Source organism: Methylopila capsulata (genome assembly GCF_016907975.1).
GTDB classification, from domain to species: Bacteria; Pseudomonadota; Alphaproteobacteria; order Rhizobiales; family Methylopilaceae; genus Methylopila; species Methylopila capsulata.
Genome location: NZ_JAFBCY010000004.1, coordinates 369,335 through 384,769, shown reverse-complemented (window position 1 = coordinate 384,769; position 15,435 = coordinate 369,335). Strand labels below are relative to the sequence as shown.

The window sequence follows — 15,435 nt, the reverse complement described above, 5'->3', positions numbered from 1 at the left end:
GCGAGCCTAAGGCCTCGCGGGGCGACCGCCCAAGGGGAAGCGCGCAGGGGAGAGGGGTCTGTGCACGCCTAGTTGAGGATTAGGTGGCCCTCGCCTTGGGGGGTGTCAAGAATGGGACACATGACCGGCGACGCCAATATTGCGCCGCACCACCGGCGGATGGCGTAGCAGGCGTGGTCCGCGGCGGCGGATGGCTGGTAACACCGTTCTGCGGCCTGCAAAAACGATGACGCCCGCGGCGTGGGCCGCGGGCGTCGTTTCACGTTCGAAGCGATGTCGCGTCGTCGGCGTCAGGCGCTGACGCCGGCCTCGCTCGCGCGGTCGGCATAGATGTACAGCGGACGGCCCTTGCCGTCGGCGACGTCGCCCGAGATCACCACCTGCTCGACGCCCTCAAGGCCGGGGAGGTCGAACATCGTGTCGAGCAGGATCTGCTCCATGATCGAGCGCAGGCCGCGGGCGCCGGTCTTGCGCTCGATGGCCTTCTTGGCGATCGCCGTCAGGGCCTCCTCGTTGAAGGCCAGTTCGACGTTCTCCATCTCGAACAGCCGCTGGTACTGCTTGACCAGCGCGTTCTTGGGCTCGGTCAGGATCGTCTTCAGCGCGGCCTCATCGAGGTCCTCGAGCGTGGCGAGCACCGGCAGACGGCCGACGAACTCCGGGATCAGGCCGAACTTCAGCAGGTCCTCAGGCTCGACGTGGCGGAAGATCTCGCCGGTCTTGCGGTCGTCGACCGACTTCACCTTGGCGCCGAAGCCGATCGAGGTGCCCTGCCCCTTGGCCGAGATGATCTTGTCGAGCCCTGCGAACGCGCCGCCGCAGATGAACAGGATGTTCGTCGTGTCGACCTGCAGGAACTCCTGCTGCGGGTGCTTGCGGCCGCCCTGGGGCGGGACGCTCGCCACGGTGCCTTCCATGATCTTCAGCAGCGCCTGCTGGACGCCCTCGCCCGACACGTCGCGGGTGATCGAGGGGTTGTCCGACTTGCGGCTGATCTTGTCGATCTCGTCGATGTAGACAATGCCGCGCTGGGCGCGCTCGACGTTGTAGTCGGCCGACTGCAGCAGCTTGAGGATGATGTTCTCGACGTCCTCGCCGACGTAGCCGGCCTCGGTGAGGGTCGTCGCGTCCGCCATCGTGAACGGCACGTCGAGGATGCGCGCGAGCGTCTGGGCGAGCAGCGTCTTGCCGCAGCCGGTGGGGCCGATCAGCAGGATGTTGGACTTCGCCAGCTCGACGTCGTTGTGCTTCGTCGCGTGGTTCAGGCGCTTGTAGTGGTTGTGGACCGCGACCGAGAGGACCTTCTTCGCGTGGTCCTGCCCGATGACGTAGTCGTCGAGGACCTTGCGGATCTCCTTCGGCGTCGGAATGCCGTCGCGCGACTTCACCAGCGAGGATTTGTTCTCCTCGCGGATGATGTCCATGCACAGCTCGACGCACTCGTCGCAGATGAACACGGTCGGGCCTGCGATGAGCTTGCGCACCTCGTGCTGGCTTTTGCCGCAGAAGGAGCAGTAGAGGGTGTTCTTGGCGTCGCCGCCGCCGACCTTGCTCATCATCTTACCCCTTTCGGGTCCCAAGCAGCGTCCCGTCGCCGCGCTGCTTCATCGGAATGTCATACGTCGATCGGGCTTAATCAATCGGCGCCGTCACGTAGGCACGGTCACGCCGCGACGCAACGCAGATCGTTATGATAGCTTCATGCGGCGGCGCCGCAACCGCACACGCGCCCGGCGTCTCGGTTGCGGCCCGCCCGCGCCTTTAGGGTCACGCCGGCTTCGGATCCGGCTCGCCCTCGACCTGGCGCTTCTCGAACACCTGATCGATCAGCCCGAAGTCGCGCGCCTGCTCCGCCGACAGCATGGTGTCGCGGTCGAGCGTGCGCTCGATCTCCTCGTAGGAGCGGCCGGTGTGCTTGACGTAGATCTCGTTCAGCCGACGCTTGATCTTCACGATGTCCTCGGCGTGGCGCTCGATGTCCGAGGCCTGGCCCTGGAAGCCGCCCGACGGCTGGTGCACGAGGATGCGGGCGTTCGGCAGCGCGGCGCGCATGCCCTGCTCGCCGGCCATCAGGATGAACGAGCCCATCGAGGCGGCCTGGCCCATGCAGAGGGTCGCGACCGCGGGCCGGATGTACTGCATGGTGTCGTAGATCGCGAGGCCGGAGGTGACGACGCCTCCCGGCGAATTGATGTAGAGCGCGATCTCCTTCTTCGGATTCTCGGCCTCGAGAAACAGCAGCTGGGCGCAGATCACCGCCGCCATGTCGTCGTTGAAGGGGCCGGAAAGGAAGATGATGCGCTCTTTGAGCAGGCGGGAGTAGATGTCGAACGACCGCTCGCCGCGGTTGGTCTGCTCGATCACCATCGGGATGAGGAAGTTCGTCGTCAGATCCTGAAAATCGCGCATCTCTGAAGTCTCTTCCTCACTGGGGCCGGTCGCCGGCCACGCAAATCAGCGCGGCCGGACGCCCTATCGACGCCGCTTGCGGCGCCTGCGTCAAGCCGACGGCTGGTCGGTCTTCGTCTCGTCCGCGTCCGGCTCGGCGAGGAGCTCGTCCTTGCCGACCTTGCGCTCGGCGACCGACGCCTTCTCGAGCACCAGGTCGACGACCTTATCCTCGAAGATCGGGGCGCGCAGCTCGGCCAGAGCTTCCGGACGCTGACGGTAGAAGTCCCACACCTGCTGCTCCTGGCCCGGGAACTGCCGGGCCCGCTCGACAAGCGCGCGGGTGACCTCGTCGTCGGTGACCTTGACTTCGTGCGTCTCCCCGATTTCCGCAAGGACCAGGCCAAGGCGCACGCGGCGCTCGGCGATCTTGCGGTACTCGGCCTTGGCCTCGTCCTCGGTGGTCTCCTCGTCCGCGAAGGTGCGGCCGGAGCGGGCGAGATCCTGCTCGACCTGGCGCCACACGTTCTCGAACTCCTGCTCCACCAGCGTGGGCGGCAGCGCGAAATCGTACTGGCCGTCGAGCGCGTCGAGCAGCTCGCGCTTCACGCGCTGGCGCGAGACGCGGGCGTACTCGGTCGAGATCTGGGTGCGGACGGCGTCCTTGAGGCCGGCGACGTCCTCGAAGCCCATGCCCTTGGCGAGCTCGTCGTCGATTGACAGCGCGCCCGGCGCTTCGATTCCCTTCACCGTGACGGCGAATTCCGCCGCCTTGCCGGCGAGGTTCGCCGCGCCGTAGGCCTCGGGGAAGCTCACCTTCACAACCGTCTCGTCGCCGGTCTTCACGCCGACGAGCTGCTCTTCGAAGCCCGGGATGAAGGTGTTGGAGCCGATCGTGAGCGGCTGGTCGGTCGCCGAGCCGCCCTCGAAGGCCTCGCCGTCGATCGTGCCGACGAAGTCGATGGTGACGCGGTCGCCGTCAGCGGCGGCCTCGCCCTCGCCCTTGGGCGTGAAGGACTGATTCTGCTTGGCGATGCGCTCGACCGCCTCGTCGACCTCGGCGTCCTCGACCTCGGCCACGAGCTTCTCGAGCTTGAGCTCCGAGACGTCCTTGACCTCGAACGTCGGCAGCACCTCGAGCTCGACGCCGAGGGAGAGATCGGACTTGCCCGAGAGCACGCCCTCGACCTCGTCCTTGTCCTCGGGGAAGTTGACCTTCGGCTGCATCGCGAGCTTCAGGCCGTTGTCGTCGACGATCTTGCGGTTGGCGTCTGCGACCGCCTGCTCGACGACCTCCGCCATCACCGACTTGCCATAGAGCTTCTTGAGGTGCGCGAGCGGCACCTTGCCCTTGCGGAAGCCGTTGATGTTGACACGGTCCTTGAGGCTCGTGAGCCGCTCGATCAGGCGGGCGTCGAGATCCTGCGCCGGCACGACGATCTTGAACTCGCGCTTCAGGCCCTCGTCGAGGGTTTGCGTCACCTGCATGAGAGTGGTCTCTTCGAATCCTCCGCGGGCGGCGCGCTTTTCGAGCTGCGCGCGACCGCGGTCCTTGTGTCTCGGATGGCGGCGGGCTTGCGGTCACAGGCTTGGTGCGGGCGGAGGGGCTCGAACCCCCACGGCTTGCGCCACGGGAACCTAAATCCCGCGTGTCTACCAGTTCCACCACGCCCGCGCCGGGCGCATTGCTCCTCGCGCCGGGACCGGCGCGAAAGCGGACGCTCTATATCATGGCCGAGGCCGCGCGCAGCAAAAAACTGACATGCGCGCGTCGCCCTTCCCCCACAGCCTGATCAGTCTAGCGCCGCAAGGACGGCCGGCAGCGCTCCCGGCAGATCGTCGGCGATGAGCCCGCGGCCGATCGCCTTGGCCGCCTCGCCGTGGATCCAGACCGCCGCCGCCGCCGCCTCGAAGGCGGGCGTGCGCTGTGCGAGCAGGCCGGCCGCGATCCCCGCGAGCACGTCGCCGGCGCCGGCGGTGGCGAGGTACGGCGGCGCGTTGTCGGCGATCGCGGCCCGCCCGTCGAGCGAGGCGACCACCGTGTCCGGCCCCTTGAGCGCCACCACGGCGCCGAGCCGGACCGCCGCTTCGCGCGCCCGCTCGAGCTTCGATCCCGAGGGAGCCGCGTCGCCGAACAGCCGGCCAAACTCGCCCTCGTGCGGGGTGACGACCACCGGCCGGTCGGGTCGCGCGGCGATCGCCGCCGCGAGGTCTTCGGGCCGCCCCGCAAAGGCGGTGAGGGCGTCGGCGTCGAGCACGACCGCACCGGCGAGATCGAGCGCCCGGCGGACGATTTCCTCCACGCCCTCGCCCGCCCCAGGCCCCACGACCGCCGCGTCGGTCCGGCGCAGGGCGACCGCGGCGGCGAATCCAGCGGCGTCGTCGGCCGGCCGCAGCATGACGGCGGTGACGTGCGCGGCATGGATTCGGAGCGCGGAGGGCGGGCCGATCAGCGTCACCGCGCCCGCTCCCGCCCTCAGCGCCGCGACCGCCGACAGCCGTGCCGCGCCGGTCGCGAATTCGGGGCCGGTCCACACCACGCAGTGGCCGCGGCCGTATTTGTGGCCTTCAGGCTCGGGACGCGGCAGCGCGGCCAGCCACAGCGCCGGACGGTTGAGGAACACGGTGGCGCCGACGCTCTCGACCACGCGCTCCGGCATGCCGATGTCGGCGAGCACGAGGCGGCCGCACAGCGCGCGGCCGGGATAGAGCACGTGGCCCGGCTTGAGGCGGACGAAGGTGACGGTGGCGCCCGCCCGGACCACGGCGCCCTGCCCCGCCGGTCGCCCCGTGTCCCCGTCGAGGCCGCTCGGCACGTCCACGGCGAGCGTCGGGACCGCCGCCGTGCGGAGCCGCTCGACCGCGTTCGCGGCGGCGCCGTCGAGCGCTCGCGACAGGCCGGCGCCGAAGAGCGCGTCGATCACGACGTCGGCGCCCGAAAACTCCGCCTCGGCGAGCGGGACCACCGGCCCTTCCCAGCGGCCGGCAGCCGCCGCCGCGTCGCCCTTTAGCCGCTCGCGCGGAACGAGCGCCGCGACCGCGACCTCAAGGCCGCGCGCGGCCAGCAGGCGCGCCGCGACGTAGCCGTCGCCGCCGTTGTTTCCGGGTCCCGCCATGACGACGACGCGGCGGGCGAGCGGCCAGAGATCGAGCGCGGCGTCCGCAACGGCGCGGCCCGCGGCCTCCATCAGCGCCTCCGCCGGCGCGCCGGCGGCGGGCGCACGGCGGTCTGCGTCGGCCATCTCCGTGGTCGACAGCAGCTCCAGCGTCATCACCGAGCCCCGCCGGGGAGACTCTGCACAATTCTCACGCTGCCACGCGATGCCGGCGCGGATTTAATCGCCTTTTTATTAAGCATTTTGCCTATTTTTAGATCATACATCGGGCGGCTGCCAATTCGGGGGCTCGACCTATCTATCAAACAGTCGGCGGACGCAGAGGTTTCGCCGACGGCGGAAGACTGGCACGCTAGCTGCTTAGGTGCGCGACGTCCCGGAGCGCGGTCTCGTCACCGATCGGCGCGCGGCGACGACGCCAAGGAGGCCTGGAAACGTGAAGAAAATCGAAGCGATCATTAAGCCGTTCAAGCTTGACGAGGTGAAGGAAGCGCTTCAAGAGGTCGGCGTCCAGGGCATCACGGTCACGGAAGCCAAGGGCTTCGGCCGGCAGAAGGGCCACACCGAGCTGTACCGTGGCGCGGAGTACGTGGTGGATTTCCTCCCGAAGGTGAAGATCGAGGTCGTCATCGGCGACGATCTGCTCGACCGCGCCGTCGAAGCTATCCGAAAGGCTGCCGCGACAGGCCGCATCGGCGACGGCAAGATCTTCGTGTCGGCCGTCGAAGAGGCCATCCGCATCCGTACGGGGGAAGTCGGCGTCGACGCGATCTGAGCCTTGGATACGGCCGCCCCTGAGCGGCCGAAGCCCCACTCCTGAACAAGGATAAGGATAATCAAAATGGCAATGACCACGGCCAAGGACATTCTCGCATTCATCAAAGAGAACGATGTCAAGTACGTCGATCTCCGCTTCACCGACCCGCAGGGCAAGTGGCAGCACGTCACCTTCGACATCACGATGGTGGACGACGAGTTCTTCGCCGAAGGCCAGATGTTCGACGGCTCGTCGATCGCCGGCTGGAAGGCGATCAACGAGTCCGACATGCTGCTGATGCCGGACGTCGCCACCGCGTGCCTCGACCCGTTCTTCGCCGCCACCACGCTGTCTGTGGTCTGCGACGTGCTCGAGCCCACCACCGGCGAGCCCTATGAGCGCGACCCGCGCGGCACGGTGAAGAAGGCCGAGGTCTACATGCAGTCGCTGGGGATCGGCGACACCGTCTATTTCGGCCCCGAGGCCGAGTTCTTCGTGTTCGACGACGTCAAGTTCGCGGCGACCCCGTACAACACCGGCTTCAAGCTCGACTCGATCGAGCTGCCGACGAACTCCGACACCGACTACGAAACCGGCAACATGGGCCACCGCGTCCGCACCAAGGGCGGCTACTTCCCCGTGCCGCCGGTGGACAGCGAGCAGGACATGCGCGGCGAGATGCTGGCCGCGATGGCCGCCATGGGCGCGGTCGTCGAGAAGCACCACCATGAGGTGGCCTCCGCCCAGCACGAGCTCGGCCTCAAGTTCGAGAAGATCGTCCGGATCGCCGACCACCTGCAGGTCTACAAGTACTGCATCCACCAGGTGGCGCATTCCTACGGCAAGACGGCGACCTTCATGCCGAAGCCGGTCTACGGCGACAACGGATCGGGCATGCACGTCCACCAGTCGATCTGGAAGGACGGCAAGCCGATGTTCGCCGGCGACAAGTACGCCGGCCTCAGCCAGGAGTGCCTCTGGTACATCGGCGGCATCATCAAGCACGCCAAGGCGCTGAACGCCTTCACCAACCCGTCGACGAACAGCTACAAGCGCCTCGTCCCGGGCTTCGAGGCGCCCGTGCTGCTGGCCTACTCCGCGCGCAACCGCTCGGCCTCCTGCCGCATCCCGTGGACCAACTCGCCGAAGGCGAAGCGCGTCGAGGTCCGTTTCCCCGATCCGACCGCGAACCCCTACCTCGCCTTCGCCGCGCTGCTGATGGCCGGCCTCGACGGCATCACCAACAAGATCGATCCGGGCCCGGCCATGGACAAGGATCTCTACGACCTGCCGCCGCGCGAGCTGAAGAAGATCCCGACCGTCTCCGCCAGCCTGCGCGAGGCGCTGCAGAACCTCGACAAGGACCGCGAGTTCCTCAAGAAGGGCAACGTGTTCACGGACGACCAGATCGACAGCTTCATCGAGCTGAAGATGAAGGAGGTCATCCGGTTCGAGCACACGCCGCACCCGGTCGAGTTCGATATGTACTACTCGGCCTGAGACGTTCCTTCCGAACCGGAAAGCCGACTGCAGGGGCGCCGAAAGGCGCCCCTTTTTGTTCTATGACGATCTTGAAAGCCTCATCAGAGGCTGGCGCGGCTGACGACGCCTTCTACGCGAAGATTCGCGGTCCCAGTGCTTTCGCTGAATGATGCGAGGTCGGTCGTTCCAGTGATGGTCCCCGCAGCGTTCATCTGTCGCAAAGCGCCGCCGCCCGACGCGACCGAGGCGAAGCCGGCCGCGAGGTTGTCGGCGACCAGCACGTCTTTGGCCCCGTTGACCGTCGAAACGCCCATCGCGAGCGTCGTCTGGCGCAGGACGTTGCCGATGACGACGCTGTCCTGCGTGTAAGAGCCCGCGGAGACGTCGATCGCCTGGAAGGCATTCTCCACGAAGTTGTTCGCAATAAGCGCGCAGGTCTCCACCGCGATCGCCTTGCCGGGTGAGGTGTACTGGTTTGGCGTTCCCGCAGCTACGGTACGTTTGGAAATGCGCCGGATTATATTATTCGAGATCACACCGAGCCGGCCGCTGTAATCGATGTTGGCGATCGCGACGCCCACTCCGGCGTCATTGATCACGTTGTCGCTGACCACCACATCGTAGCCGTCATTCGCAATCTGCCGTCCGTTACCGAAGCCCTCGATGTAGATCGCGACCTCGCCATGTTTATCGCAGTGGTTCTGGACGACTCGGGCGCGCGTGCAACCGTTCAGTCGAACCGCCGTGAACGCACAATCATGAATCTCATTCTGGGCGACGACGACATTGGACTCCGACTCGATCAACACGGCGTTGCCCTGATAGCCCGTAGACTCAGGAAGAGTGCGTGAAACGCCGTCGACTCGATTGCCGACAATCCGCGTGATCGCAGGCGTTCCCGCGTCGCGGGAGATGACGACGCCATTGTTTCTCATCGCGCCGATCCGGTTTCCTTCGAAGACGAAGCCTTCGTGATTGGACGCCCCCGTCGCCGCGTACAAGTTCGAGAAACGACTATCCGTCACGAACGCGGCGCATTGGGATATGCCGAGCCCGTAGCCGTCTGCGGCCTGGAAGGCGCAACGTTCGATCCGAATGCGGGATGCGACAGTGGTCGTTCGCCGAGCGACCAAGAGAGCGCGGTAGCCGACGCCATAGGCGTCGGAAGGCGTGAGATCCGCGCCGTCGAAGATCAGGCCGCTAAGCTGCGCGGACGAGAAATTCTGCAGAACGAGGATGGACTTCGCCCCCGACGCCATCTTCAACGTCACCTTGCCGGGCACGCCGATCAGTTCAATCGGACCGGAAATCACGACGTTGCTGACGGTATAGGAGCCGGGCTCGATGAAGAGCGGCTTTCCTTGCGAAATGGCTGCGGCGATCGCGCTCGACAAGGCCGCCGAAGGGTTCGCAGCGGTGGGCGTGAACCCATAATCGACGGCGTTGAGCTGAGTGACCGTAGGCATGGAATCCTCCTGAACAAAACAAGAACACTCGCTTCCTAACCCACGGCCGCCGTGGTGGTCAAGCTATAATAAGCTTTTTTTCCTATACCTGCTCACGCTCCTCTGCCACTCGCCCCACGAGGCTCCGGCCGGCGCACAGGCTGGCTTCGACTTCGGACAGCACCCAGCCCTCCACGACGACCGACCGGCCGTGAGCGAAGTCGCCGGCGCAGCGTCCGGAACCGAGATTTTGCGCGCCGTCGGACAGCCCGGCCGTGAGCGCCTCGGGGATCAGTGGGCGGTCGCCGAGAGCGGCGGCGGCCTCGCCGCCGCGCACTCAAGGGCGCCTTCGGGCGCCCTTTTTCGTTACGCGGCGGCGAACGCAGACAAACCGGCCGCATTGACTTTGGTCGCAGGCCAGCTCCCGCCCCGCCAAGATGATCAGCGTGATCACGACGCCCTGACGGCAATGTGAGGGTCGCCTCGGTCGCAATATCACCCATGTCATTTATGTGTCGCCGTCGCGATAGACGGAACATTATACCGGCTCATACTTATAATATGAGTTTTATAATTTACGTCTTTTCGGTTTTTGAGAAACGCGCGGGAGGAATGACATGGCAAGAGCTTGGGTGAAGGGCGCAGTTGCTGCGGCGCTGGCGACGGCCGTCGGCGCGGCGGGCGTCATGGGCGCCAAGGCTGCGCTCACCTTCAACAACGCGGTGACCGGCGAGGTCCTGAACCTCGACGACGCCCCGCCGGAGGGCAAGGACACGGAGGCGTTCAAGGCCTTCGTGGAGACGGGCAAGAACGCCTATCTCGGCAACCCAAGCTGCCTCGCCAAGGGCGAGCAGTTGTTCCTCGCCATGTGCTCGGGCTGTCATGGCCAGAAGGGTGAGGGCAAGCTCGGACCCGGCCTCAACGACAGCTACTGGACCTACCCGCAGGGCGCGACCGACAAGGGCCTGTTCGAGCTGATCTTCGGCGGCGCCAGCGGGCAGATGGGGCCGATGTACGGCTCGATGAACGTCGACGAGATGCTGCTGACGATGGCCTGGGTGCGCCACCTCTACAAGGACAAGCCCGACGACGCCGGCGAGTGGATGACCGCCGAGCTCAAGGCGGCCTACAAGCCCTTCGACGGCAAGACGCCGGCCCCGAAGCCCGCCGCCGACGCGCCCGAGAGCTGCAAGACCGAAGAGTAAAGCCAAGGCCGATAGGCCCGGATGGATCACGCCGGCAGGCCGATCGCCGTCGCGGGGGCGTCCACGACACCGGACGAAGCTCGACGCCCCCGTCGCGGACGCCCGGCTCCGCCGGAGAAGGCGGCGGGCCGATCACAAGCGACCACGCTCCAAACGAGCGCCTTGGGATTGGTATAACTCCTGATTGCACTGTCTGCCGCTAAATGCAACCTTTGCGCGATCATCGCGAGGGGGAGGTTGCAGATGGCGCATCACGGCTGGATTTCGGTTCTCGACCCGCGGACCCTGGCGCCGAGCGCGCTCAAGTCCCCGTTCGGACGCCTGTTCGAAGCGTCGAACCACGCCTACGATTCCCTTGCGCTCTCCATGCTCGCGGGCGCAAGGGGGCCGATCGAGCAGATTGCGCCGACGCCGGTCCCGCCGCCGCCCGGCGGCAAACCCGGCAACCCGGCGGGCTTTACCTTCCTCGGGCAGTTCATCGACCACGACATGACGGAGTTCCGCGTCGTGGCGCAGGATCTCGCGCTCGTCCACCAGAACCCCACGCTCGGCCAGCGCCAGCGCGTCCTCGAGGACGGCGGCCAGCCGACCGCCACCAACGGCCGCATTCCGAGCCTGGACCTGGATTCGGTCTACGGCCTGCTCGGCGTCGCGCAGCCGGACCTCTACGACGACGACGGCTTGTTCCTGCTGGACAACGACGTGGACATCCTGCGCGGGGCGGCCTTCAACAACGGTCGTCTGATCGCCGATCCGCGCAACGACGAGAACAAGCTCATCGTCCAGATCCACATCCTGTTCCAGCGGCTGCACAACGCGATCCACGCCGCCGCGACGGGGTCCGCGAGCGACAAGCGTCCGGGCGGCGACGTCTTCAAGGCGACCAAGCTCGAGGTGCAGAACGCCTACCGGCGGATCGTGCTGCACGACTACCTTCCGAACATCGTGCAGAAGGAGCACATCGACGCCGTTCTCGCGGCCCTCGCCGCAAAGACGACGCTCTATCAGGCGATGATCGCGCGCGCCCGCGAAGCCTACCTCCGCGCCGTCGCGTCGGAGGGCGTGGCGGACCTCCTGGCGATGCCCGTCGAGTTCGCCCACGCGGCGTTCCGGCTGGGGCACAGCCAGCTTCGGGAGGGCTATGCGCTGAACGCCCGCGGCGGCGCGCCGCTGTTCGCGCCGGGCCGCGACCTCCGCGGCAAGGCCAAGCTCAGCGACGGCGACTTCGTGGTGGACTGGGAGCTGTTCTTCGACGCGCCGAGCCCGACGCCCACGGCCCAGCACGGCGAGCCGCTGGACGCCCGGCTGGCCAAGGCGGTGTTCCGCCTGCCGCCGCCGTCGATCGGCGAGCCGCCTGCGTCGCTGGCCGAGCGCAACATCCGCCGCGGGGTGGATTTCGGCCTCCCCTCGGGCCAGGAGGCGGCGGCCCGGCTGACGGACATCTACGGCGGCCTCGTTCCGGGCCTCCGCGGCGACCAGCTGTTCCCGCCGTCGGAGTTCGGCGACTTTCCCGAGATCCTCCAGCTCGCGCCCTCGCTCGTCTGGGCCACGCCGCTCTGGTACTACATCCTCCGCGAAGCCGGCCTCTACACGGCGGACCGCCAGCTCGGCGCGGTCGGCGGGCTGATCGTCGCGGAGACGATTCTGGGATCGCTCGACGAGATCCAGAACGCCGAGTTCGATCTGCAGGTCGAGGCCCGAGCGGCGCCGCTGGCCGGCGCGCCCTCCTCGCCCGCCGGCATCGCCTCGATGACCCAACTGCTGCAGTTCATCGGGGTCTTCAGTTAGCGGCGGAGCTCGGAGTCGTGCTTCGCAATCCCGGCGCGGGCGCGCTCAGATGATCGACGGCCGCAGCAGCTTCGCGGCGCAGAGGCTCGCTTCGGTCTCGGACAGCACCCAGCCGTCGATCACGACGCAGCGGCCCTCGGCGAAGTCCGCCGCGCACTGATCCTGGACCAGTTGCCGGCGGGTCGTCGGGCAGTCGGTCGCGATCGCCTCGGCGATCAGGGGACGAAGCTTCATCGCCGTCGCGAGAGCGTCGAAATCCGAGGGGAGGCTCGCCTCGGCGAGCGCCCCCTCCCCGATCCGGCGCGCGACGGCGCCCTCCGGCGGGATGTCGAGCAGCGAGAAGAAGTCGGGATGGTTGCGCGGCACGAAGCTGCAGGCCGCGCGGCCGCCGCCGTAGGCCACGAGGCCGAAGGCGCCGACGGCTGCGGTCCCGAGCAGCGCCCGGCGGGTGAGCTTGCCCATGTCGCTCTCCTCAGGCGCTGACCGCGAGGCGCTCGGCGAGACGGATCGCGAGCGCGGTGATGGTGAGGGTCGGGTTGGCGCAACCACCGGTCGTGAACACCGAGCTGCCGGCCATGTAGAGGTTCTTCGTCGAATGCACGCGGCAGTCGGCGTCGACCACGCCCTGCCGCGGATCGGCGTGCATGCGGGTGGTGCCCATGTGGTGGTAGCCGGAATAGGCGATGCTGAGGTCCGGCGGATCGCTGACGCCGAGCTGCAGTCGGCCGAGGCCCGCCGCGCCCACCTGCTCGCCGATGAACTGGTGCGTGCGGCGCAGGCGCAGCAGATCGTCGCTCGTCACCCGCCAGTCGAGCGCGATGCGCTGCAGCCCGAGCGGATCCGTGTCCGCGATCAACGTCACGCGGCTGTCGGGGTTCGGCGCCTGCTCGGCGTCCTGCCGCAGGCGGAACGCCTGGGCCGGCTTCTCGGGCAGGACGCGGCGCAGGGCATGACGGTAGATTCCCGTCGCGACCGAGCCCAGGTCGTCGACCACGTCGCAGGTGCGCTCGGCGAACCGGTCCGGCACATGGCCGCGGCTGAAGGTCTTCAGCATGGTGGAAAACGCGACCCAGCCGTAGTTCCGGAAGTCGTCGCTAAAGACCGCGTCGCCGTAGTCCGCGACCAGGAACGCCGAGTTGTTGTTGAGATTCCTCTCCTTCACCACGTCCGGGTGGACCTTGAGCCCCATCAGGATCTCGGCGCCGTCGTAGTTCAGCGAGGTCGGGTAGAGCCGGGTGTCGACGTCGTCCCGGAACAGCAGCATCGAGGTCTCGATCGTCATGTGGTCGGTGTAGAACCGCCCCACGAGATCGTGCTCGTTGCCCAGCCCCGCCGGGCGCTGCTTGCGGGCGTTGAGCAGGATGCGGGCGTTCTCGATTCCGCCGCAGGCGATGACGTAGGCCTTGGCCCTCACGGTCGTGGCGCGGCCGTCGAGCGTATGGACGGCGATCGAAGACACGACGTCGCCGCCCTCCTCCAGCGTCACGTCGACGAGGTTCGCGTGCGTCCAGCAGGCGATCTTCGGTTCGGCCCGCACCGTCTCCATGAATTTTTCGGCGAAGCGGGTCGGCGGGCTCTGCTGGTAGACGTCGGTCAGTATCTTCGTCGGATCGAGCGGCAGCGCGGGGAATGGCACGATCGAACGCCAGTCCTGCCAGTCATAGCGGTAGGGCCCAAGGTCGAGATAAGGATGCGCGCGGGCGTAGAACGGGTCGAGGTCGGCGCGGGTGATCGGCCAGCCGTGGTGGGGAATGTCAGCGCGGGGCTCGAAGTCGAGCGCGTCGAGCGGGGCGCAGAGCCCGGTCCAGTGGCCCGACGTGCCGCCGAACTGGCGCAGGCGCGACGCCGCCACGTCGATGTGGTCGTGCCCGATCACGGCGCCCTCGTAGAGCGCCTGGCTCGACTCCTCATAAGCCTCGCCGCCCCCTTCGAGCAGGACCACGCTCCGCCCCTTGCGGGCGAGCTCGAGCGCGAGGGTGACGCCCGCGGGGCCGGTGCCGACGACGCAGACGTCGCCCGTGATCTCCTTCGGCGTCTCGCCGGTCTGCAGATCGAAGATCATCCGCTCATTCCGCTCCAGCGGGCCGCAGGGCCTTGCGTTCGCCGCGCTCGGCGACGCGCATGACCAGCTTGCGGCCAGGTTTCTCGACCCATGCGTAGGTGATCTGCGACGCGACCAAGGTCACGAAGGGAACGCTCAAGCCCAGCGCCGCGCGTTCGGCCAGCGTCTCGGCGAGGCCAAGGATCTCGGCGGTGTTGAACAGCACCGTGAGCACGATCGCGTGGGTGAGGTAGATCGAATAGGAGATGTCGCCGAGCCAGTTCAGGACGCGGCCCCGCAGCAGCCCCGGCTCGACCCAGGTGGCGCGGGAGGCGAGCGCCGCGACCAGCACGATCATCGGCGGCCAGAGGGCGTCGTAGGGCGCGTTGAACGCCACCAGAACCGCGCAGACGCCGAACACGCCGGCGATGGACGCGGCGTAGACCCTCGGCGTCATCGCGACCAGCCACGGCTCGTCGTCGAAGATTCGGCGCAGCAGGATGCCGGCGAAGAACGACGGCGCGATGCGCAGCGCGCCCCCGTCGGCGGTGAGCGAGGTCAGGTCCAGTCCGAAGGCCCAGTGCGAGAACAGCGAGCAGGCGAGGAACACGGCCAGCATCGCGACGACGCGCCGACGCGTGCCGCGCACCCGGTCCGCCGCCATCAGGAACAGCGGGATCGCGAGATAGGCGCACCATTCCGCGCTGATCGACCACGACGGCCAGTTCCACGCGAGGTCCGGCGCGAGCCAGGTCGAGTGCAGCATCGCCGCGTTGACGAGGAAGGTGTAGGCGGTGTGCGGGTTTTCCGGCTCGGCGCCCATCATCCGCCCGACCGTCACGATGGCGCCCATCACGCACAGCGTGAACATGTGCAGCGGCCAGAGCCGCGCCAGCCTGCGGATCAGAAAGGAGCCGTGCCGAAACCGCCCCTCGGTCCACGGCGGATCGTACATATGGGCCAGCACGAAGCCGCTCAGCACGAAGAAGAAATCCACGACGAGCCGTGTGTATTCGACCGGGGCCGGCAGCTCGCCCTGACCTTTGAGGACGGTCGCGAGCGTGTGCGCGAGCACGACCCAGACCGCCGCGATCCCGCGGGTCGAGACGAGCTCGGGCAACAACATCCCGGACCTGAAGCTTCGCGGCGGCTCATGCATCGTCACTCGCTGCCCCCCCGGACGTCGATCGAACGAGCTTACTTGAAAGTCCTT

At 67.4% G+C, this 15,435-nt stretch carries 13 protein-coding genes and 1 tRNA gene; 4 read left to right on the top strand and 10 right to left on the bottom strand.

What is annotated here, in order from left to right:
• Positions 1 to 290: 290 nt before the first annotated feature.
• From clpX to JOD31_RS17670, 5 genes are all read right to left on the bottom strand, one after another.
• Positions 291 to 1,556 (bottom strand): ATP-dependent Clp protease ATP-binding subunit ClpX, encoded by a 1,266-nt coding sequence (clpX, locus tag JOD31_RS17690; protein WP_024816355.1) that lies wholly within the window; start codon positions 1,554 to 1,556, stop codon positions 291 to 293.
• 211 nt (positions 1,557 to 1,767) lie between these two features.
• Positions 1,768 to 2,409, bottom strand: coding sequence for an ATP-dependent Clp protease proteolytic subunit (locus JOD31_RS17685; RefSeq protein ID WP_204951751.1), 642 nt, complete (start codon positions 2,407 to 2,409; stop codon positions 1,768 to 1,770).
• A gap of 90 nt (positions 2,410 to 2,499) precedes the next feature.
• The gene (gene tig, locus JOD31_RS17680) at positions 2,500 to 3,876 is read right to left on the bottom strand and encodes a trigger factor (RefSeq protein WP_204951750.1); all 1,377 of its coding nucleotides are present in this window, start codon (positions 3,874 to 3,876) and stop codon (positions 2,500 to 2,502) included.
• A 102-nt stretch (positions 3,877 to 3,978) separates the two neighbouring features.
• Positions 3,979 to 4,063, bottom strand: a tRNA-Leu gene (locus tag JOD31_RS17675).
• A gap of 118 nt (positions 4,064 to 4,181) precedes the next feature.
• Positions 4,182 to 5,660 carry an NAD(P)H-hydrate dehydratase gene (locus tag JOD31_RS17670; protein WP_246482568.1) on the bottom strand — a complete coding sequence of 493 codons (1,479 nt, stop codon included), beginning with the start codon at positions 5,658 to 5,660 and terminating at the stop codon, positions 4,182 to 4,184.
• A 280-nt stretch (positions 5,661 to 5,940) separates the two neighbouring features.
• On the opposite strand from JOD31_RS17670, the gene JOD31_RS17665 reads away from it, so the two are divergent.
• Positions 5,941 to 6,279 carry a P-II family nitrogen regulator gene (locus JOD31_RS17665; RefSeq protein ID WP_020185465.1) on the top strand — a complete coding sequence of 113 codons (339 nt, stop codon included), beginning with the start codon at positions 5,941 to 5,943 and terminating at the stop codon, positions 6,277 to 6,279.
• A gap of 72 nt (positions 6,280 to 6,351) precedes the next feature.
• Entirely contained in the window at positions 6,352 to 7,761 is a 1,410-nt protein-coding gene (gene glnA / locus JOD31_RS17660; RefSeq protein ID WP_020185466.1) for a type I glutamate--ammonia ligase, read from the top strand.
• Positions 7,762 to 7,844: 83 nt separating this feature from the next.
• Here glnA and JOD31_RS17655 read toward each other — a convergent pair whose 3' ends face one another.
• Together JOD31_RS17655 and JOD31_RS17650 are read right to left on the bottom strand one after the other, a co-directional pair.
• Positions 7,845 to 9,209 (bottom strand): TIGR03808 family TAT-translocated repetitive protein, encoded by a 1,365-nt coding sequence (locus JOD31_RS17655; protein WP_204951749.1) that lies wholly within the window; start codon positions 9,207 to 9,209, stop codon positions 7,845 to 7,847.
• An 82-nt stretch (positions 9,210 to 9,291) separates the two neighbouring features.
• The gene (locus tag JOD31_RS17650) at positions 9,292 to 9,525 is read right to left on the bottom strand and encodes a hypothetical protein (RefSeq protein WP_204951748.1); all 234 of its coding nucleotides are present in this window, start codon (positions 9,523 to 9,525) and stop codon (positions 9,292 to 9,294) included.
• Positions 9,526 to 9,805: 280 nt separating this feature from the next.
• Between JOD31_RS17650 and moxG the strand changes: the two genes are divergently transcribed.
• Positions 9,806 to 10,393: a cytochrome c(L), periplasmic gene (moxG, locus tag JOD31_RS17645; protein WP_204951747.1), complete on the top strand. Its 588-nt coding sequence runs from the start codon at positions 9,806 to 9,808 to the stop codon at positions 10,391 to 10,393.
• 243 nt (positions 10,394 to 10,636) lie between these two features.
• Positions 10,637 to 12,181: a peroxidase family protein gene (locus JOD31_RS17640; RefSeq protein WP_204951746.1), complete on the top strand. Its 1,545-nt coding sequence runs from the start codon at positions 10,637 to 10,639 to the stop codon at positions 12,179 to 12,181.
• Positions 12,182 to 12,226: 45 nt separating this feature from the next.
• Here JOD31_RS17640 and JOD31_RS17635 read toward each other — a convergent pair whose 3' ends face one another.
• The 3 genes from JOD31_RS17635 to JOD31_RS17625 are packed head-to-tail and all read right to left on the bottom strand — an operon-like array spanning position 12,227 to position 15,342.
• A complete protein-coding gene (locus JOD31_RS17635) occupies positions 12,227 to 12,643 on the bottom strand; it encodes a hypothetical protein (protein WP_204951745.1) in 417 nt (138 codons plus the stop codon).
• Positions 12,644 to 12,653: 10 nt separating this feature from the next.
• Positions 12,654 to 14,243 (bottom strand): FAD-dependent oxidoreductase, encoded by a 1,590-nt coding sequence (locus JOD31_RS17630; RefSeq protein WP_204951744.1) that lies wholly within the window; start codon positions 14,241 to 14,243, stop codon positions 12,654 to 12,656.
• A gap of 4 nt (positions 14,244 to 14,247) precedes the next feature.
• Positions 14,248 to 15,342, bottom strand: coding sequence for an acyltransferase family protein (locus tag JOD31_RS17625; protein ID WP_204951743.1), 1,095 nt, complete (start codon positions 15,340 to 15,342; stop codon positions 14,248 to 14,250).
• Between the last annotated feature and the right edge of the window lie 93 nt (positions 15,343 to 15,435).